This is a genomic window from Sphingomonas sp. QA11, assembly GCF_028473665.1.
Taxonomy (GTDB): Bacteria; Pseudomonadota; Alphaproteobacteria; order Sphingomonadales; family Sphingomonadaceae; genus Sphingomonas; species Sphingomonas phytovorans.
Map to the genome: position 1 here is coordinate 2,300,226 of NZ_CP098774.1, position 18,075 is coordinate 2,318,300.

At 64.6% G+C, this 18,075-nt stretch carries 17 protein-coding genes and 1 tRNA gene; 4 read left to right on the forward strand and 14 right to left on the reverse strand.

All coding sequences use genetic code 11. The features are described 5' to 3' along the window. Positions 1-56: 56 nt before the first annotated feature. Positions 57-386 (forward strand): hypothetical protein, encoded by a 330-nt coding sequence (locus NDN01_RS10655; protein ID WP_272627354.1) that lies wholly within the window; start codon positions 57-59, stop codon positions 384-386. A gap of 28 nt (positions 387-414) precedes the next feature. Here the strand turns inward: NDN01_RS10655 and paoC are convergent, their stop codons facing one another. The 6 genes from paoC to folE all read right to left on the reverse strand — a co-directional run bounded on the left by paoC (position 415) and on the right by folE (position 6,628). Then, positions 415-2,619 (reverse strand): aldehyde oxidoreductase molybdenum-binding subunit PaoC, encoded by a 2,205-nt coding sequence (paoC, locus tag NDN01_RS10660; RefSeq protein WP_272627355.1) that lies wholly within the window; start codon positions 2,617-2,619, stop codon positions 415-417. Then, positions 2,616-3,572, reverse strand: coding sequence for an FAD binding domain-containing protein (locus NDN01_RS10665; protein WP_272627356.1), 957 nt, complete (start codon positions 3,570-3,572; stop codon positions 2,616-2,618). Before NDN01_RS10665 ends, paoC begins: the two co-directional genes overlap by 4 nt. Continuing rightward, complete coding sequence (paoA, locus tag NDN01_RS10670) at positions 3,569-4,198, reverse strand: aldehyde dehydrogenase iron-sulfur subunit PaoA (protein ID WP_272627357.1); 630 nt, start codon at positions 4,196-4,198, stop codon at positions 3,569-3,571. The genes NDN01_RS10665 and paoA overlap by 4 nt, the downstream gene beginning before the upstream one ends. 659 nt (positions 4,199-4,857) lie before the next feature. Then, positions 4,858-5,229 carry a dihydroneopterin aldolase gene (locus NDN01_RS10675; RefSeq protein ID WP_272627358.1) on the reverse strand — a complete coding sequence of 124 codons (372 nt, stop codon included), beginning with the start codon at positions 5,227-5,229 and terminating at the stop codon, positions 4,858-4,860. Beyond that, positions 5,222-5,998, reverse strand: coding sequence for an SDR family oxidoreductase (locus NDN01_RS10680; RefSeq protein WP_272627359.1), 777 nt, complete (start codon positions 5,996-5,998; stop codon positions 5,222-5,224). Before NDN01_RS10680 ends, NDN01_RS10675 begins: the two co-directional genes overlap by 8 nt. Positions 5,999-6,001: 3 nt before the next feature. Further along, complete coding sequence (folE, locus tag NDN01_RS10685) at positions 6,002-6,628, reverse strand: GTP cyclohydrolase I FolE (protein ID WP_272627360.1); 627 nt, start codon at positions 6,626-6,628, stop codon at positions 6,002-6,004. Positions 6,629-6,853: 225 nt separating this feature from the next. On the opposite strand from folE, the gene NDN01_RS10690 reads away from it, so the two are divergent. Both NDN01_RS10690 and NDN01_RS10695 read left to right on the forward strand, forming a co-directional pair. Next, a complete protein-coding gene (locus NDN01_RS10690; RefSeq protein WP_272627361.1) occupies positions 6,854-9,451 on the forward strand; it encodes a TonB-dependent receptor in 2,598 nt (865 codons plus the stop codon). Between the two features lie 265 nt (positions 9,452-9,716). Then, positions 9,717-9,989, forward strand: coding sequence for an SWIB/MDM2 domain-containing protein (locus NDN01_RS10695; protein WP_272627362.1), 273 nt, complete (start codon positions 9,717-9,719; stop codon positions 9,987-9,989). Positions 9,990-10,036: 47 nt separating this feature from the next. Here the strand turns inward: NDN01_RS10695 and NDN01_RS10700 are convergent. The 5 genes from NDN01_RS10700 to NDN01_RS10720 all read right to left on the reverse strand — a co-directional run bounded on the left by NDN01_RS10700 (position 10,037) and on the right by NDN01_RS10720 (position 12,530). Further along, positions 10,037-10,113, reverse strand: a tRNA-Arg gene (locus NDN01_RS10700). A 69-nt stretch (positions 10,114-10,182) separates the two neighbouring features. After that, positions 10,183-10,638, reverse strand: coding sequence for a DUF1178 family protein (locus NDN01_RS10705; RefSeq protein WP_272627363.1), 456 nt, complete (start codon positions 10,636-10,638; stop codon positions 10,183-10,185). Next, positions 10,635-11,459 (reverse strand): carbon-nitrogen hydrolase family protein, encoded by an 825-nt coding sequence (locus tag NDN01_RS10710; RefSeq protein WP_272627364.1) that lies wholly within the window; start codon positions 11,457-11,459, stop codon positions 10,635-10,637. The genes NDN01_RS10705 and NDN01_RS10710 overlap by 4 nt, the downstream gene beginning before the upstream one ends. Then, a complete protein-coding gene (gene grxC / locus NDN01_RS10715) occupies positions 11,456-11,713 on the reverse strand; it encodes a glutaredoxin 3 (RefSeq protein ID WP_272627365.1) in 258 nt (85 codons plus the stop codon). Before grxC ends, NDN01_RS10710 begins: the two co-directional genes overlap by 4 nt. A gap of 31 nt (positions 11,714-11,744) precedes the next feature. Next, complete coding sequence (locus NDN01_RS10720; RefSeq protein WP_272627366.1) at positions 11,745-12,530, reverse strand: ComF family protein; 786 nt, start codon at positions 12,528-12,530, stop codon at positions 11,745-11,747. On the opposite strand from NDN01_RS10720, the gene NDN01_RS10725 reads away from it, so the two are divergent. Further along, a complete protein-coding gene (locus NDN01_RS10725) occupies positions 12,523-13,368 on the forward strand; it encodes a class I SAM-dependent methyltransferase (RefSeq protein WP_272627367.1) in 846 nt (281 codons plus the stop codon). The genes NDN01_RS10720 and NDN01_RS10725 overlap by 8 nt on opposite strands. Here NDN01_RS10725 and NDN01_RS10730 read toward each other — a convergent pair. From NDN01_RS10730 to NDN01_RS10740, 3 genes are all read right to left on the reverse strand, one after another. Next, entirely contained in the window at positions 13,365-13,754 is a 390-nt protein-coding gene (locus tag NDN01_RS10730; protein ID WP_272627368.1) for a response regulator, read from the reverse strand. The genes NDN01_RS10725 and NDN01_RS10730 overlap by 4 nt on opposite strands. Before the next feature lie 66 nt (positions 13,755-13,820). Beyond that, positions 13,821-16,307: an ATP-binding protein gene (locus NDN01_RS10735; RefSeq protein WP_272627369.1), complete on the reverse strand. Its 2,487-nt coding sequence runs from the start codon at positions 16,305-16,307 to the stop codon at positions 13,821-13,823. 60 nt (positions 16,308-16,367) lie between these two features. After that, entirely contained in the window at positions 16,368-17,840 is a 1,473-nt protein-coding gene (locus NDN01_RS10740) for an EAL domain-containing protein (RefSeq protein WP_272627370.1), read from the reverse strand. Positions 17,841-18,075: the final 235 nt, after the last annotated feature.

Below are 18,075 nucleotides of genomic sequence, written 5' to 3' on the forward strand. Positions count from 1 at the left end.
TTGCGCGCCGTGGCACCGACGCCGCGGGCAATGGGGGCTCGAACGGGATGACTCGCATGATGGCTTCGGCCCTGCTGGCCGGGAGTGCGTTGGCGCTGAGCGCGTGTGTCGCCAGCCTCGCCGTCGGCGCCGCCGGCATGGCGGCCCGCGGCGTGGCGGGGACACCGACGAACAACGAACAGGCGCATCCCGCGGCAGCGACTGACTGTAGCACCCGTGCATCGCATTACGGCAAGGTGAGCATCATCGATGTCGAGCAGCGCAGCCCAAGCAAGATCGTCGTCTGGGGGACGGCGGACGACGGCAAGCAACGACGCTCGTTCGAGTGCAGCTACGGGACCAAAATCACCGGTTTCAAATTGCGGCCGATCGCATCGCCCAGATAACGGCGACGGAAGACAGGCAAGAATCGTCTCACGCGATCTCCGGCAACCGGTCGAGATGCTTGTCGAGCGTGATCGGATAGTCGCGCACGCGCACGCCGGTGGCATTGTAGATCGCATTGGCGATCGCTGCTCCGACCCCGCACAGGCCCAGCTCGCCGACGCCCTTGGCCTTCATCGGCGAGGAGATCGGATCGACCTCATCAAGGAAGATCACCTCCTGATGCGGGATGTCGGCGTGCACCGGCACTTCATAGCTGGCAAGGTCGTGGTTGACGAAGAAGCCGAAGCGCTTGTCGACCGCCAGTTCCTCCATCAGCGCGGCGCCGACGCCCATCGTCATCGCGCCGATCATCTGGCTTCGCGCCGCCTTGGGGTTTAGGATTCGACCGGCGGCGCACACCGCCAGCATGCGCCGGACGCGCGTCTCCCCGGTGAAGCCGTCGACCGCCACTTCGACGAAATGGCCGGCAAAGGTCGATTGCTGATACTGCTTGTCGAGCGTGCCATATTCGATGCCGTCCTCGACCACGATCTCGCCGTCACGCGCTGCATCGCCCAACGCGGCGCTGCGCTTGCCCGATCGAACCTTGCCGTCGGCAAAGGCGCTGTCGGCCGGATTGAAGCCCAATCGCTGCGCCACCGTCTCGCGCAGTTTCATGCAGGCCGCATAGACGCCGGCGGTCGAGTTGTTCGCCCCCCATTGGCCGCCCGAGCCAGCCGAGGCAGGGAAGTCGGAATCGCCAAGTTTCACCACCACTCTGTCGATCCCGATGCCCATCGTCTCCGCCGCGGTCTGTGCCAGGATCGTGTAGGTGCCGGTGCCGATATCGGTCATGTCGGTCTCGATCGTCACCACGCCCTTCCCGTCAAGCCGAACCCGCGCGGCCGACTTCATCAGCAGGTTGTTGCGAAAGCCCGCCGCGACCCCCATGCCGATCAGCCAGCGTCCCTCCCGCACCGATGCCGGCTTGGCGTTGCGGCGATCCCAGCCGAATCGCTCGGCCCCCAGTTTCAGGCACTCGACAAGCTGTCGCTGCGAGAATCTGCGGTCAGGCTTTGCCGGATCGACCTGCGTGTCGTTCAGGATGCGGAACTGCACCGGGTCGATCCCCAGCTTTTCCGCCATCTCGTCCATCGCAATCTCAAGCGCCATCAGCCCGGGGGCCTCGCCCGGCGCGCGCATCGCATTGCCCTCCGGCAGGTCGAGCTCGGCAAGCCGCATCGCGGTCAGCCGGTTCTCGCCGGCATAGAGCAATTTGGTCTGCTGGACCGCTGCCTCGGGGTCTCCGCCGGGCAGGTTTCCCGATACGCTTTCGTGCGCGATCGCGGTGATCCTGCCCTCGCGCGTGGCGCCCAGCCGGATGCGCTGGATCGTCGCCGGCCGGTGAGTCGCATTGTTGATCATCATGGGGCGAGGCATCGCGAGCTTGACCGGGCGCTTCGCCGCTTTTGCTCCAAGCGCGGCCAGGATCGCATCGGCGCGCAGGAACAGCTTGCCGCCGAACCCGCCGCCGATGAACGGGGAATCGAGCCGCACATTCTCCTTGGGGATGCCCAGGGTCTTGGCCACGTCTCCCTTGGTCCAGGCGATCATCTGGTTCGACGTCCAAAGGGTCAGCTTGTCGCTTTCCCAGGCGGCGATCGTCGCGAACGGCTCCATCATGGCGTGGGATTCGTCGGGCGTCGTATAGCTCGCGTCGAGCGTCACCGGTGCCGACGCGAAGGCCGCCTCGAAATTGCCTACCCGCGCGATCTTCGGTGCACCGTTATCACTTTTATAGGCGGCTTCAGGCGCCAGCGCTGCCAGGTCGAAACGCCCCTTGGCCCTGCTATACTCGACCCGCACCAGATTGGCGGCGGCGCGGGCCTGCTCGAACGTCTCGGCCACGACGATCGCGATCGCCTGGTGATAATGTTCGACCACCGGGCCGCCGAACAGCGAGGCGGTATTGAAATTGCCCTTGGGCAGCTTCGGCATGTCGAGCGTGGTGACCACCGCCAGCACCCCCGGCGCCGCCTTCGCCTCGTCCGTGTCCATTCGGTCGATCCGGCCCTTGGCGATCGCGCTGCCGACCAGATAGCCATAGGCCTGGTTCGGCACCGCATCGTGCCGCTCATAGGCATAGGGTGCCGACCCGGTGGTCTTGAGCGGGCCGTCGATCCGGTCGGTCGGCTTGCCGATCACCTTGAGCTGGTCGATCGGGTTGGTGCCCGCTGGCGTGTCGAACTTCATGCTTGGCTCCTCGCGTCGCTCATCACCGCCGCGATCGTTCGCTCGACCAGCGGCAGCTTGAAGGCATTGTCATGGGTTGGTCGGGCATCCGCGAGCAGGTGCGCGGCAACCGCCTTCGCGCCGCGCGGTATCGATGTCTCCGCGGCTTCGACCCGCCATGGTTTCGGCGCGATGCCGCCAACCGCGACCCGCCCGGTGCCGTCAGGCCGGATCACTGCCGCCACCGATACGAGCGCAAAGGCGTAGGACGCCCGGTCGCGCACCTTGTGGTAGAGATGCGTGCCCCCGATCGGTCTCGGCAGGGTGACTCCGGTGATCAGTTCGCCACGCCGTAGCCCCGTCTCGATATGCGGGGTCTTGCCCGGCAAATGATGGAAATCGGCGATCGGAATGGAGCGCGTCGTTCCCCTCGCATTGACTGTCTCGACCATCGCATCGAGCAGCCGAAGCGCCACCGCCATGTCGCCGGGATAGGTCGCGATGCAGGCATCGCTTGTCCCGATCACGGCAAGCTGCCGGCTGAATCCGCCGATCGCCGCGCAGCCTGAGCCCGGCTTGCGCTTGTTGCACGCCTGGTTGGTGTCGTAGAAATAGGGGCAGCGCGTCCGCTGGAGCAGATTGCCCGCGGTCGTCGCCTTGTTCCGCAACTGCCCGCTCGCGCCCGCCACGATCGCGCGGGTCAGCACGCCATAGTCCCGCCGGATTCGATCGTCCGATGCAAGCGCGGTGTTCGTCACCAGCGCGCCGATCCGCACGCCGCCTTCGGCCATCTTCTCGATCCGGTCGAGCTTGAGCGGGCCCACATCGACGAGATGCGCCGGCGCCTCGATCTCGAGCTTCATCAGGTCGAGCAGATTGGTGCCGCCGGCGATGAACTTGGCGCCCGGCGTCCGCTCGACAGCCGCCGCGGCCGCGGCGGGCGTCTCGGCGCGCTCGTAGCTGAAGGGTTTCATGCCGCCCCTCCCGCGATGTCGGCCATTGCCTCGGCGATGTTCGAATAGGCGCCGCAGCGGCAGATATTGCCGCTCATCCGCTCGCGCATCTCGATGTTGGTGGCTTTCGGCCGCTCGGTCAGGCTGGCCGAGACATGGCTCGGCACGCCTGCCCTGATCTCGCCCAGCACCGCCACCGCCGAGCAGATCTGGCCGGGCGTGCAATAGCCGCACTGATATCCGTCATGCCTGATGAAAGCCGCCTGCATCGGATGCAGGTCGCCCGGCGTGCCCAGGCCCTCGATCGTGGTGACCTTGTCCCCCTCGTGCATCACCGCCAGGGTCAGGCAGGAGTTGATCCGCTTGCCCTCGACGAGCACCGTACAGGCGCCGCACTGGCCATGATCGCACCCCTTCTTCGTGCCGGTAAGCTGCAGATGCTCGCGCAGCGCGTCGAGCAACGTCGTGCGGGTATCAAGCTCAAGCTCCCGACGCTTGCCGTTCACCTCGAGCGAGACCATCATCATCGACGGCGTCGCACGCCGCGGCACGTCCTGCGCCTCTGCCTTGGGAACGGCAGTAAGCGCGGCCGTGGCGGCGGTGACCGCCAGAACGCCGCGGCGGGATATTTCCAGGTCGCCAGCCATATCGGGATTCATCCTCTGCAGAGTCGTGGGAACAGCGAATTCGGACGAGGCACCCCGCGACCGGGGTACCTCTACCGATACCAACGCACGACACCGCCCCGCGATGCGCCGATACGATACCGGACCATATCATCGTGCTTCGCAAGCGGTGGCAATATCATTCTGGCCGGCGATATCAGGCACCGCCGGTCGGCAGGAACCCGGCCTGTGACTTTCCCACCCCGTGCCTCGGCCATAATGTTATCGAGAGGTTGACGCCTCGTGCCTAAGCCATCGCGCCGCCTGCGATTCAATTCATCCCGCTTCGGTGGTGGAATCGCACCGAGTTTCCTCCGCCGCGGTTCGCCCGCAAAAGGAGCAGAACTCGAAGAACAGATTTCGTCTCTCGAGTAACGCCGGATGAAAATACGATGCCACTTGCGAAAATATTTGAAAACTCGTGTAGAAAGATGTCAGTTCGGCTTCCGCTCCGCTATCTTCCGAAGCATGTAACGCAAATGATCCCGGCACCATTATGCAATAGAATCAGCACAGCTCCAAGGAAACGCCCGAATCCGCCTCCCTCGTCGGTGGGTCGCATAAATCCGCGAATATTTACCGGTTTTCCGCAGATCGCCGCATTTCCCAACATGGATTCGTCGCGAATACTGGGCAATTGGTCAGGCGATGCCCCTGCCCCGCACGATCTCGCACCCGACCGCCGCATCCGGATAGATGTCGGGCTTCATCGACCGCACCATCACCTGCGCGACACGGCGGTCGGCGAGGCACAGGGCAGCGACCGCCTCGCACAGGGTCTCCTGAAGATGGAAATGCCGCCCGGCGACCAGCGCCCGGATGTCCGCGCGGATGAAGTCATAGTCGAGCACTTCCTCGATCCGGTCGTCGTGGGGCGACGTCGGATAGTCGACCTCCATCCGTACCGAGACGATCACGCGCTGCGGCCCGGCCAGTTCCTCGGCATGGATGCCAAGGCCCATGACGAGTTCAAGCCCGTCCAGGATCGTGGTGAAGCGCACGCCCTCAGCCATGCACCGGCTCGAATGCCCGGCGCGTCTCGAACATCACGTCACCGTCACGCGGCAGGAAATGCTGGCCATTGTCCACGAAGATATTCTGGCCGTGGATTCCCCGCGCGGTCAGCAGGAATTCCACCGCCTCGGCGATCGACGCCACATCGACCGGACGCCGCAGTAAATTTTCGCTCGCCACCGCGCGGAACTCGGCGTCGCTCTGGTCAAAGCTTGGCAGCGACAGCCCCGGCGACACGGCATTGACCCGGATGCGCGGCCCAAGCGCCTGGGCAAGCATCCCCGTCGCGCCGCCAAGCGCGATCTTGCCGCAGCTATACGAGAAGAAATCGGGATTCGGATTGGCCAGCTTCTGGTCGAGGATGTTGACCACCGCCCCGGCCGCCAGATCCTCCTGCGCCGCCAGCGCCGACGCAAGCAGCACCGGCGCGTCGAGGTTCACCGCCGCATGGCCGCGCAGCATCGCCGGGTCGATCGACGGAGGACGGTCATAAGTGAAGAGCGACGCATTGTTGACCACGGCGCCTAGCGGCCCGCCGAACGCCGCCCGGGCCTCCGCCACCAATCGCGCCGGCGTTCCTGCCGCCGCGAGATCGCCCATCAGCACGCAGGCGCCCGGCAGTTCAGCCGCCAGCGCCTCGGCTTCTCCCGCGGAATGATGGTGATGGACAGCGACCCGCCAGCCACGCGCGCCGAGATGCCGCGCGATGGCAGCGCCGATCCGCCGCGGCGCGCCTGTCACCAGCACCGTCCGCACCGTCTCCCGCACCGCTCAATATCCCATCAGCGCGAGCACTTCCTTGCGGCTGCGGTCGTCCTCGCGGAACACCCCCATCATCCGGCTCGTCACCATGGAGACCCCCGGCGTCCGCACGCCCCGCGCCGTCATGCAGGCATGGCTCGCCTCGATCACCACGGCGACGCCGACCGGCTTGAGATTCTCCCAGATGCAGTCGGCCACCTCGGCGGTCAGCCGCTCCTGCACCTGAAGCCGCCGGGCAAAGGCATGGAGCACGCGCGCCAGCTTCGAGATGCCGACGACGTAATTGCCCGGCAGATAGGCGATATGCGCCTTGCCGATGATCGGCGCCATGTGATGCTCGCAATGCGACTGGAACGGGATGTCCTTCAGCAGGACGATCTCGTCATACCCGCCCACTTCTTCGAAAATGCGCGACAGATGATGCGCGGGATCGTCGCCATACCCCGAACAATATTCCTTCCACGCACGCGCCACGCGCTGCGGCGTGTCGAGCAGCCCTTCGCGCGTCGGATCGTCGCCCGACCATCGAATCAGGGTGCGTACCGCCTCCGCTACGTCGTCCGGCACTGGTATCTTGGGCGTTTCGGTGACGAGGTCGCCGTTTTCGTGCCCGTCAGGGTGATGTTCAATACTCATTTCTTTAGGCCTTATTCGAACCTGACGTTACGGCAATCTCGCTTTGTGCGATCTCAGTTCGATTCCGAAACTGTCTCATTTGGGCAACAACTGTGCAACCCCGCTGTTTTCCTTCGATTCCGCCATTGACGACCGATTCACCTCGACGCAGAATTCGCATACCTTGATTACGAACAATGCTCAGTTGGCATAAGACCGGCGGGCTGGCCAAGAGGGGACGTCACCATGAAGAAATTCGAACTGCTTGCCGCGTCGGCCATCGCATTGCTCTACGCCACCCCCGCGCTGGCGCAAAGCACGCCCGCCCCCGCCGCCCAGGACGGCGCGCTGAACGACAGCGACGACATCATCGTCACCGCCACCAAGCGCGAACAAACGCTGCAGGACGTGCCGATCTCGGTGTCGGTCACCAGCAGCGCCACGATCGAGAAAGCCCAGATCCGCGACCTGATCGACCTTCAGTCGGTCGTGCCGTCGCTCAAGGTCGCTCAGTTCAACGCGGCCGGGCAGACCAACTTCATCATCCGCGGCTTCGGCAACGGCAACGGCAATGACGGTATCGAAAGCTCGGTCGGCGTGTTCGTCGACGGCGTCTATCGGTCGCGCTCAGCCTCCGCGCTTGACGATCTGCCCGAGATCGAACGCGTCGAGGTGCTGCGTGGCCCGCAATCGACCCTGTTCGGCAAGAACGTGTCGGCCGGTGCGATCAGCATCGTGACCAAGCGCCCCTCCTTCGAATGGGGCGGCAAGGCCGAGATCAGCGTCGGCAATTACAGCCAGATGCAGACCAGGGCGACCATTACCGGCCCGCTCACCGACAGCCTCGCTTTCCGCGTCTCGGGCAGCCTCAACGAGCGTGACGGCTATTTCAAGAACCTGACGACCGGCAGCGACGTCAACAACCGCCATCGCTGGTCGGTTCGCGGCGATATCCTGTTCGAGCCTTCGTCGGACTTCTCGGTCCGCATCATCGGCGACTACAATTTGATCAAGGAAGTGTGCTGCGGCGTAACCTCGATCTACAACGGCCCTGCCACCCAGGCGATCAAGGCCCTCGGCTTCGCCGTGTCGGACACGACCAAGATCTTCGACCGCAACGTTATCTTCAACACCGATCCGTATAACCGCATCGTCGGCAAGGGCGTTTCGGGCCAGGTCGACTGGAACATCGGCTTCGCGAAGCTGACCTCGATCACCGCCTATCGCAACCAGATCAACCAATCGAACCAGGACATCGACTTCACCGCCGCTGATATCGCCAACAACATCACGGCCAACAACGCCAAGACCTTCACCCAGGAATTCCGCCTGGCGTCGAACGGGGATGGCCGGTTGAGCTGGCTGGTCGGCGGTTTCTATCAGGACGAAAGGCTCACCACCGGCCGCGACATCCGCTTCGGCAAGGATGCGCGCGCCTTCGTCAACGCACTTTCGGGCGGACTGATCACTGGGCTTGAAGCTCTGCAGAATGCAACCAACCCGTCGATCATCCCGGGCGGCACCTATTTCACCCCCGGCCAGGGTATTGCCGACAACTACAAGATGAAGCAGCGGTCCTATTCGCTCTTCGGCCAGGCCGATTTCAAGGTAACCGACCGGCTGACCCTGACGGGTGGCATCGCCTATATGAACGATCGCAAGGCCGTGGTTTCGAACGTCGTAATGAACGACAAATTCTCCGCCTTGAACCTGGAGAACGTCCCCGGGCTTGGCTTCCTCCCGTTCGCCGCGCTTCCGGCGTCACTCTCCGGTTGCTTGCTGCAGAAGGGCTTCAATCCGGCATCGACCGGGGGACGCGTTCCGGTGAACCTGTTCGGTGCCAGCCTTGGCGCATCGCTGCCCGGCCCCGGCTCGGCGCCGTGCCCCGGTTCGCTTGGGGGCACCAATCCCTTCGCCCTGAACGCTTTGCAATTCTTCTACGCCAACACAACCAATCACGGGCCCGTCAATTATCCGAACGCCAATGAATCCGGCATCTTCAAGGGCGACAAGGTCACCTATGCCGCACGCGCCGCCTATGACCTGGATTTCGTGAACGTCTATGTCAGCTATTCGACCGGCTGGAAGGCAAGCGCGGTCAACCTGTCGTCCGACAGCCGCCCGCCACTGAACGGGGTCGGCCGGTCGGCCGCGCCTGAGGAAGTCACGGTCTATGAAGCCGGCGCCAAGGCGAAGTTCCGCGGCGGCTATTTCAACCTCGCGGTGTTCAAGCAGTCGATCAAGGGCTTCCAGTCCAACGCCTTTACCGGCCTCGGCTACAGCCTGGTCAACGCCGGCAAGGAATCAGTCCGCGGCTTCGAAGTGGACGCTGCCTACAGCCCGGTCTCGGCCCTCGCCCTCACCGGCTCGGTCACTTACCTCGATCCGAAATATGACTCCTTCACTGGCGCCCCGTGCGTGAACTACGATACCACCCGGTGCCCGATCAATCCGGCGACGGGGCTTCGTCCGTCGTTCCGCGATCTCTCCGGCCAGAAGCCGGCGGGCATCCCGACCTGGAGCTTCTCGACCTCGGCCACCCTGTCGCACAATCTCACGAACGACGTCAGCGCCTATCTCCGCGGCGAATATAATTATGCCAGCAAGTTCCAGCTCACCGAGACCACGCCGCCGGACCTGTCAACCTATGGGCAGAACACGATCAACGCCAGCCTCGGGTTCCAGAGCAAGGCCAACAAGCTCGAGCTGATGTTCTGGGTGCGCAACCTCACCCAGGACAATTACCTGATCTCGACCTTCCCGACGGTGGCGCAGGACGGCAGCTACAGCGGCTATCCGAACCAGCCGCGTACTTTCGGCGGGACGCTCCGCAAGAGCTTCTGATACCTCCTTGCCCCTGTACCGGCCGGCGCGCCGGGGGAAACGCCCCCTTTTCCAACCGGAAGAGGGGGTTTTTCCGTCCCTCCGACCCCGAAACGCCGCCTTGTCGTCGCATCCCGGTCGAAAACCGGCCCATCCGTGCCCGCAAGGAGGGGGATTAGCGCATTGTAAGGAGTGACAATCCCAAAAAGGCGGCGCACAAGCGAGAGACGCTGAAGCAGGCGTGAAACCGATGTCGACATGAACGACACATCAGGAAGGACATTTTATGGCGAAAGAACCCACGGCAGCTCCCAAGACCGGCGGCATCCATGCGCCTGTGCAGCCGTCCCCGGAGCTGGGCGCGATCGTCGGCAACGACAAGCTGCCGCGCAGCCAGGTGATCAGCAAGGTATGGGACTATATCAAGTCCAACAACCTGCAGAACCCGGCGAACAAGCGCGAGATCCTCGCCGACGACAAGCTCAAGAAGGTGTTCGGTCGTGACAAGGTCACGATGTTCGAGATGAACAAGTACATCGCACAGCACGTCAAGGCGTAAGCGCCCCGAGGAGCCACTCCGGCGGGCACCGCTTGCGCAAGCGATGCTGGTGCCCCCGAGTGGACTCGAACCACCGGCCTGCGGTTTAGGAAACCGTCGCTCTATCCTGCTGAGCTACGGGGGCGCGAGCCGGGTCGTAGAGATTGGCCCTTCACGGGTCAATCGCGCAGGAAGCCCTCGCGCAATTACCGCTTCAGTTGATCGCTTCCGGCGGAACCACCGGAAATGGCAGCGGCGCGATCGCCACGCCTTCGTCGGCCAGGGCTTTGGCCTCGCCGATCGTCGCTTCGCCATGGATCGGCGCCGGATCGGCATCGCCGGCATGCATCGCCCGGGCACGATCGGCGAAGGCCCGGCCGACCCATTCGGATTTTTCGAGAGCCCTGGCCTGCGCCTCGGCAAGGGCCCGGATCGCCGCCTTCATCGCCGCGGGTGTCGGGGCCTCGGTCGCGGTCACGGGCGCGTCCACATCCTTGCGATTGCCCTTGGCCGGGATATTCGGCGCCATCACCGCCTTGCCGATATCGACATCGCCGCACAGCGGGCACGACAGCAGCCCCCGAGCCCGCTGGTCCTCGAACGCGCCGCTCGAGGCGAACCAGGCTTCGAACACATGCTCGCCCGAACAGCGCAGGTCGAAGACGATCACGACGCCGTCTCGACCGCCGGGATCGGGCGCCGATGCGCCAGCACCGGAATGCGCTCACGGACATCGGCGATGCGCGCTGGGTCGATCTCCGCAAAGCCGAGCCCAGGCTCCTCGCCCATGTCGAGCAGCACCTCGCCCCAGGGATCGATCACCAGCGAATGACCATAGGTCGCCCGGCCATCCTGGTGTACGCCAGTCTGCGCCGCCGCGACGACGAAGGCCGCCGCCTCGATCGCGCGGGCACGCAACAGGATATGCCAGTGCGCCGCGCCCGTCGGCCGGGTGAAAGCGGCCGGTACCGCGAGAATGGTCGCCCCCGCGTCGCTCAGCGCGCGGAACAGGTCGGGGAAACGCATATCATAGCAAATGGTGAGCCCGATCTGTCCGACCGGCGTATCGACCACCACCGCGCCGCTGCCCGGCGTATAGGAGGCCGATTCACGCCAGCTTTCGCCCGTCGGAAGATCGACATCGAACAGATGAAGCTTGTCGTAGCGCGCGCGGATCGCGCCCTGCGGATCGATCACATAGGCGCGGTTGGCAAGCTTGCCATCATCGCTGCGCACCGCGAGCGAGCCGAGATGGACCCAGATACCCTGCTCCGCCGCTGCCTTGCGCACCGCCGCCAGCACGGCATCATCCGCCTCGGCCCGAAGATGGCTCGCCGCCCTGGCGCGATCGCTGTCGAGCAGGCCCGACATCTCGGGCGTGAACAGCATCGCGGCACCACCCTTCGCCGCTTCAGCGATCGCATCGGTGATGACGCCCGCATTGGCGGCGGGGTCGATCCCCGTCGTCATCTGGAGAAGCGCGATCCTCATGCCGCGAGCAACGCGTCGAGCTTGCCCTCATGGTCGAGCGCGGCGAGATCGTCAGATCCGCCGACATGCTTTCCGTCGATGAAGATCTGCGGGACGGTGCTCCGGCCATTCGCGCGCTGCAACATCTCGGCACGCTTCGGACCGCCCATGGTGATGTCGAATTCCTCGACCTCGACGCCCTTGCTTTCGAGCAGGCGCATCGCTCGCGTGCAATAGGGACAGAAAGCCTTGGTGTAGATTTCGATCTTTGCCATGATTCCGAAATGTGGGCGGCCCGGCCGCTTGTCAATCGTCAGCAGCCGGATCGAGCACTCGTGCCCAACACAGGATAGCGACGCTGGCGGCGCCTGCCTGAAGCAGCGATCGTGTACAGGCATCGCTGGTCGCCCCGCTGGTATGGATATCGTCGACCAGCACCACCGACTTGCCGCGCACCCTTTCGCGGGCGTGGGCCGGGATATGAAAGGCCCCGGATACGGTCTTCGCCCTGCCCCGCGCGCCCATCCCGCGCAAGGGTGGCGTAGATCGGACACGCTGAAGCAGCATGGGGTCGTTCGCGACACCCGATGCCCGCGTCAGCGCCCGGGCGATCAGCGCCGCCTGGTTGAATCCGCGCGACCAGATACGCCAGCGATGAAGCGGAACCGGCACGAGCAGTTCAGCACCCTCCGGCATCAGCCGTGCCATCTGCCGGGCAACCGTCTCGGCAAAGGCGGTGCGCCCGCCATATTTGAGTCGCAGCGCAACGGTGCGCGCGACATCACCATAGGCAACGGCGGCACGAACGCCGGCATGACGCGGCGGCTGCCGATGGCATGGGGCACACAGCGCGCCGGGCCCACGATCATAGGCGAAAGGGGCGTTGCATGCCGCACACCAGGGCGGGCCGAGAAAGCGCAATTTTCCCCAACAGGCCGAGCAGAAGCGATGGTCTTCCCCTGTCACCGCGCCACAACCGGGGCAGCGCGGCGGCAGCGCGAGATTGGCGACAACACGCAACGGATCGAGAAACCGCGCCACACACCCTTGTCGCGCCGCCCGTCCGGCGGCACAAGCCTGCGCGGTGAGCATCCCTGATATCTTCGACCGCACCGCACGACGCCGACGCCGCGACCGCGCCGCCGCCAGCTTCGCGGAATATGATTTCCTGCGCGCGGCGATGCTCGACGGTATCCAGGAACGGCTCGCCGCGGTGACGCGCGGCTTCGATGACGTGCTTGATCTCGGCTGTTTCGACGGGACATTTCCGGCGGCCGGAAGGCACATCGTCCGTTGCGACGCCGGTTTCGCCTTTGCTCGTGCCACGGACGGCGTGCAGGCCGATGAGGACCGGCTGCCCTTCGCCGACGGTTCGTTCGATCTGGTCGTTTCGGCGGGCGTGCTCGACAGCGTCAACGACCTCCCCGGCGCGCTGACGCTGATCCGGCGCGCGTTGCGACCCGACGGGCTGTTCCTCGCTGCCTTTACCGGCGCGGGGACTCTCCCGGCTCTTCGCGCCGCCTTCCGCGAGGCGGAGCGCGACCGGCCCGCCGCGCGTATTCATCCGCAGATCGACGTGCGATCAGCCGGCGATCTGCTGGTCCGGGCAGGCTTCGCGCTGCCCGTCGCCGATGTGGAATCGCTGAACGTGCGTTACGGCACGCTCGGCAAGCTGCTGGGCGACCTGCGCGGCATGGCCGCGACGAACCTGCTGGTCGGCCGTACGCCACTTCGCCGCGATACGCTGGGCCGCGCCGCCGATGCCTTTGCGGCGCAGGCTGACCCGGATGGTCGCACATCGGAGCGTTTCGAGATCATCTTCCTGACGGGTTGGGCCCCTGCCCCGTCCCAGCCCCAACCGGCCCGGCGCGGCAGCGCCACGACATCACTGGCAGATGCGCTCAAGCGCATGCCGCCCAAAGCCGACTAGCCGATCATTCCATCACCAGAACCCCGGGCGAGCATCCGCCCGATCGCGTCGAACAGCGAATCCATCGCGACGGGCTTGAACAACACCTCGTCGGCTCCCTCCGTCAGGCAGCGCTCGCGCAGGTCGATCGCGGTATCAGCGGTCACCACGATGATCGGCAGCTTGCCCTTGGCATCATTGCGGCTTCGAATGTGCCGGATTGCCTCAAGCCCATCCATTCCGGGCATACGCAGGTCGACAAGGATCATGTCGAAGTCCTGGTCCTCGATCATCTGCAGGCCGATCTCGCCGCTTTCGGCGCCAACCATCGATGCCCCGGCCACGTCGAGCATGTCCTTCACGACCCGCCGATTCATCGAATCATCCTCGATAAAGAGGACGTTCATGACCTGAACGCCGGGGCGCTGGCCGTTTGGAGGGGAAATGGAACCATATTGGATGTCTCTATCGGATCATGCCGCGCGCGTTACAAGATGGCCGGCGTTGCCCGTGTCGCTTTTGTCCAATGGGAAAAGCGTCTCGGCCAATGCCGTGCCGGCGATCGGCTTGGCAATCACGAGGGTAATGCCAGCCTTGAGAAATTCGGTGCGCTTTTCGTCGCTCGGCGCTGGCCAGAGCAGCGCGGAAACAGCCCCAGAGTCAGTTGCCGCGGCGGCCAGTGTCGTCAGCGCGGAGGATGTATCTTCGCTAGCCTTCACCGTTGCATCGTCGATCAGCAATCGCGATACGCCGCCGGCAGCCAGCAGAGCGACCGCCTCGTCAACGGTAGCAGCAAAGAGCACATTGCCTGCACGGCCCTCCAGAAAGGCCCGCAGCATGCTGCGCGAGATGGGATTGCGATCGAGGATGATCAGCGCCCCCGCTCCTGGCATTTCCTCGACCGCTTCCGCGGCCACGGCGTGGACCAGGGGCAAATCCAAGGTGAAGACTGATCCTTCGCCCACCTGGCTGCGGACGGTGACGTCGCCATCCATCGCACGCGCAAGGTTGCGGCAGATCGCAAGCCCCAGCCCGGTACCCCCGAATTTGCGCGTTGTTCCCGCATCGACCTGCCGGAAGGATTCGAAGATGATCTCGTTCTTGTCCGCTGGAATGCCGATACCGGTGTCGGCAACCTCGATCTTCAATCTCGGCCCGCCCGCATCCTCGCTGGCGAAGGCGCGCACCCGCACCGATCCCTTTTCAGTGAATTTCAGGGCATTGGAGAGGAGGTTGAAGCTGATCTGGCGCAATCGGGCGGCATCGCCCTCGATCCGGTCCGGACAATCGGCGAGATCCAGCGCGAAGGTGATACCCTTCCCCCGCGCCTGCTCTTCCCACATGCGAGAAACCTCGAGCAGCGTCGCCTTAAGATCGAACGGCTCGCGCTCGATCGTCATGTTGCCGGTCTCCATCTTGGCGACATCGAGAATGTCGTCGACCAGCGCGCGCATGCTGAGCCCCGCGCCGTGCACCACCTCGATCCGGTCGCGGGTCGGCTCGTCAAGCTTGCGATCGGCCAGCATCACCTGGGTCATGCCGAGAATGCCGTTCAGCGGCGTGCGGATTTCATGGCTCGTGGTCGCGAGGAATTCGGTCTTGGCGGCGAGCGCCTTGCCCAGGGCACTGTTGGTCGCGGCGAGATCGATATTCGCGGCGCGTACTTCATTGCGGCTGCGCCGGATCGTGACGAGGCCGAAGGCGAGCATCGAAACGATGATCAGCGTGGCGACACCCGCGCCGATGAAAACGACCCGCTGAGTCTCGGCGCGCGCCTGCTCCGCCTCGTATTTGCGCTGGGCCTCGGCGGCCTGCAGCTTGGTGATCTTCAGTTCCTGATTGGCGAAATCGAAGCGCGCGGCGGCAAGCGCCGTATTGGTGGAAGCGGCCAGCGTTGAAGTCTGGTCGTCGAGGCGCTTCAACGCCTCGAGATGGACAAGCGCCTCCGCCTGCCTTCCCGTCTTTTTGAACAGGTCATAGGCGGTCTGATGCGCTTCGCGGAACGCCAGCGTGGTCGTGCGCAGGTCGACGCCGGCGAAGCTGCGCTCAATCAATGCCGTCGCACGGCCGAGATCGCCGTGCTGAAGCGCTGCTTGCGCCGCCAGCCCCAGATCCTGGCTGTCCGTTGGCATATCCGCCGCGCGTGAGACCCGCGCCACGTCGGCGATGGTCTGGTCCGCGGCGGCAAGTTTGCCGGTGGCGAGCTGCGCACGGGCGATATTGCGAAGGATCTGCACTTCGCGGCCGGGGCTCTTCATCGTCCGCGCCAGCGCCAGCGCCTCGTTGAATTGCTTCTCCGCCTCGGCGAAACGGTCGAGCTCCTTCAGGCAGACGCCGCGATTATTATAGATGGCAAGCAGCAGCGACGGGTCACCGCGATAGACCTCCATCGCCTGGCTCGAATAGCGCAGTCCGTTCGCATAGTCCTTCGCCTCCTGATACAGGAGCGCGATGCTCAGCAGCGCGACCGCCCGACTTCGCGTCTCGCCGAGATCGCGGAACACCGCATGCGCCGCCTGGTAATCGGCGAGCGCCGCCGCGACATCGGCCTTTGCGGTATGCAGGCCACCACGTGACAGCAGGATATCGCCCTTGAGCTTGGTCGGCGCTCCACCGCCGGCAACCGCCGCATAGGCGCGATCGATCAGAGGCTGGGCCTGGCCGAGGTCGTTCAGGCGAAGATAGGCCTCCCCCTGGAGCCATTGGGCGGTCGCAACGGCAATGATCCGCCGGCGGCCGTGCAATGTCCGGGCCTCTTCCTCCGCGGCCTTGGCCCTTTCGATCGTCTTGCCCGGATCGACGAGCATCATCGCCTTGGCGTCGGCCACCATCGAGTCGAAGCGACTCCCTCCGTCCATCACCGGCATGGCAGCCTGCGCCCGCACCGGGGCATTCACGCCCGTCATCGCCAGCGCGATCAACGCAGCGGCCATCAAGGTACGAAGAGTGGACCCCATCATCGCGGGCAGTTTGAACGGAACATGTTAAATACGCGCTAAGGGATTGAGTCGGTGCCGCGCTCAGGCGCTCTTCCAGAAGCTCGCCGGGCGGCGGAACATCGCATGGCCCGGGTCTTCCGGGGTACGTGCCTTGTCGTCGCGCAGGAACTGACGGAACGCGTCGATCGAGACTGGCCGGCTGATCAGATATCCCTGCACCATGTCGCATCCCATCACGCTCAGCAGCGCCATCGCCGCCTGTGTCTCGACCCCTTCCGCTGTCACTTCCATCTCCAGCGCATGCGCCAGATCGATGGTGGAGCGCACGATCAGCGGGTCGCGATTGCTGCTCGTCAGTTGCAGCACGAACATCTTGTCGATCTTCAGCTCCTTGGCCGGGAGCTGCTTCAGATAGGCCAGCGACGACAAGCCGGCCCCGTAGTCGTCGATCGCGATGGTAATGCCGACATCGGCAAACGCCTGCAGATTGAAGATCGCGCTTTGCGGATCGCGGATCACCGAGGTTTCGGTGATCTCGAATCCGATCCGCGCACCGCTTTCGCGTACCTTGGCGCAGGCAAGCTTCACAAAGCGCACATCGGCGAGCAACTGGCCCGAAATATTGATGAAGATGGTCAGATCGTTGCCGTCGGTCGCGAGCAGCCTCTGGTCGGCGATCACCTGATCGAGGGTCCAGAGAGTCAGCGCGGAGATCTCGCGGGCCTCTTCCGCCACGGTAATGAAATCGCCCGGGAGGATCAGCCCGCGCGTCGGATGCTGCCACCGCACCAGCGCCTCCGCGCTCGCGATCTCCTGGCGGCGGACATGCACCTTTGGCTGATATTGAAGGAACATCTCCCCGTTCTTGATCGCGCCGGGCAGTTCGCGGGTAAGGGTCAGCCGGTCGAAGGCCGGCGTGCCCGCGGAGAGATCCCGGATGACGGCATGCGCCTCGCTGCGGGCCTGCTCCAGCGCACTCTCTGCCTCTTCGGCGAGCCGCACGTCTTCAGCATTGCCGACCGGCGCGGCAGCGGCACCAAAGTGCATATTAAGTCGATGCTGCTCCCCGTCCAGATCGAGCGGCAGATCGAAATCAGCGGTGAGGCAGCCAAGCGCGGCAGCAAGGTCAGTCAGCGAATCGCCCTCGAACGCGATCTCGACGATATTGCGCCCGACCACAGAGATGCGGGCATCAGCCAGGCTAGCATCTACCCGATCGCTGACGTCGATTGGCAACCGGTCGGCCCGCGACCTGCCGAGGTGGCGGCGCAATGCCGCGAAATTGGCGATTTCGGCAAGACAGAGGAATTGCCACGCCTTGGGCAAGGGCGGCAGCGTCTCGTCCGGGCCATCAAGCGCCATGGCGGCGCGGTCGAGCAATTGCCGCCGATGTTTCTCGAATCCGCTGATACCGCCCGGTGGGGCTTCCGCGCGCGGTGCGGCGACACCGCTTTCCTCGCCCGCGCGGTGGCGAAGGGCAGCGGACATTAGCCGCCGCGTACCGCGCCCCCTGGGTCCCCCTGTCGGGCCATATCTACCTGAAGCGCGCGCCATCGTTGTGAGCGGTAGCAGCTGACCGCTGAAGGAACTCTTAAACCTCCTGCGGCCGGCACGGAAACCCACGGGAATCCGATTGCTTTATCCCTAATTTTCCGTTAAGAAATTCACGCGCTCGCCTGAGTGCACAAGGGAGAAAGCTAGTGCTTAAGTTCATTATCGCGCTGATCTACGGCGAGGGCATCCGTCCCTGGTAAACCAGTCCATCGACCCGATACCTGGCCGAAATAAC

Bases quoted from the DNA above. Each gene is read 5' to 3' on its own strand.
- NDN01_RS10655 (WP_272627354.1), top strand. From the start codon at position 57: ATGATGGCTTCGGCCCTGCTGGCCGGGAGTGCGTTGGCGCTGAGCGCG.
- paoC (WP_272627355.1), bottom strand. From the start codon at position 2,619: ATGAAGTTCGACACGCCAGCGGGCACCAACCCGATCGACCAGCTCAAG.
- NDN01_RS10665 (WP_272627356.1), bottom strand. From the start codon at position 3,572: ATGAAACCCTTCAGCTACGAGCGCGCCGAGACGCCCGCCGCGGCCGCG.
- paoA (WP_272627357.1), bottom strand. From the start codon at position 4,198: ATGGCTGGCGACCTGGAAATATCCCGCCGCGGCGTTCTGGCGGTCACC.
- NDN01_RS10675 (WP_272627358.1), bottom strand. From the start codon at position 5,229: ATGGCTGAGGGCGTGCGCTTCACCACGATCCTGGACGGGCTTGAACTC.
- folE (WP_272627360.1), bottom strand. From the start codon at position 6,628: ATGAGTATTGAACATCACCCTGACGGGCACGAAAACGGCGACCTCGTC.
- NDN01_RS10690 (WP_272627361.1), top strand. From the start codon at position 6,854: ATGAAGAAATTCGAACTGCTTGCCGCGTCGGCCATCGCATTGCTCTAC.
- NDN01_RS10695 (WP_272627362.1), top strand. From the start codon at position 9,717: ATGGCGAAAGAACCCACGGCAGCTCCCAAGACCGGCGGCATCCATGCG.
- NDN01_RS10710 (WP_272627364.1), bottom strand. From the start codon at position 11,459: ATGAGGATCGCGCTTCTCCAGATGACGACGGGGATCGACCCCGCCGCC.
- grxC (WP_272627365.1), bottom strand. From the start codon at position 11,713: ATGGCAAAGATCGAAATCTACACCAAGGCTTTCTGTCCCTATTGCACG.
- NDN01_RS10720 (WP_272627366.1), bottom strand. From the start codon at position 12,530: ATGCTCACCGCGCAGGCTTGTGCCGCCGGACGGGCGGCGCGACAAGGG.
- NDN01_RS10730 (WP_272627368.1), bottom strand. From the start codon at position 13,754: ATGAACGTCCTCTTTATCGAGGATGATTCGATGAATCGGCGGGTCGTG.
- NDN01_RS10735 (WP_272627369.1), bottom strand. From the start codon at position 16,307: ATGATGGGGTCCACTCTTCGTACCTTGATGGCCGCTGCGTTGATCGCG.
- NDN01_RS10740 (WP_272627370.1), bottom strand. From the start codon at position 17,840: ATGGCGCGCGCTTCAGGTAGATATGGCCCGACAGGGGGACCCAGGGGG.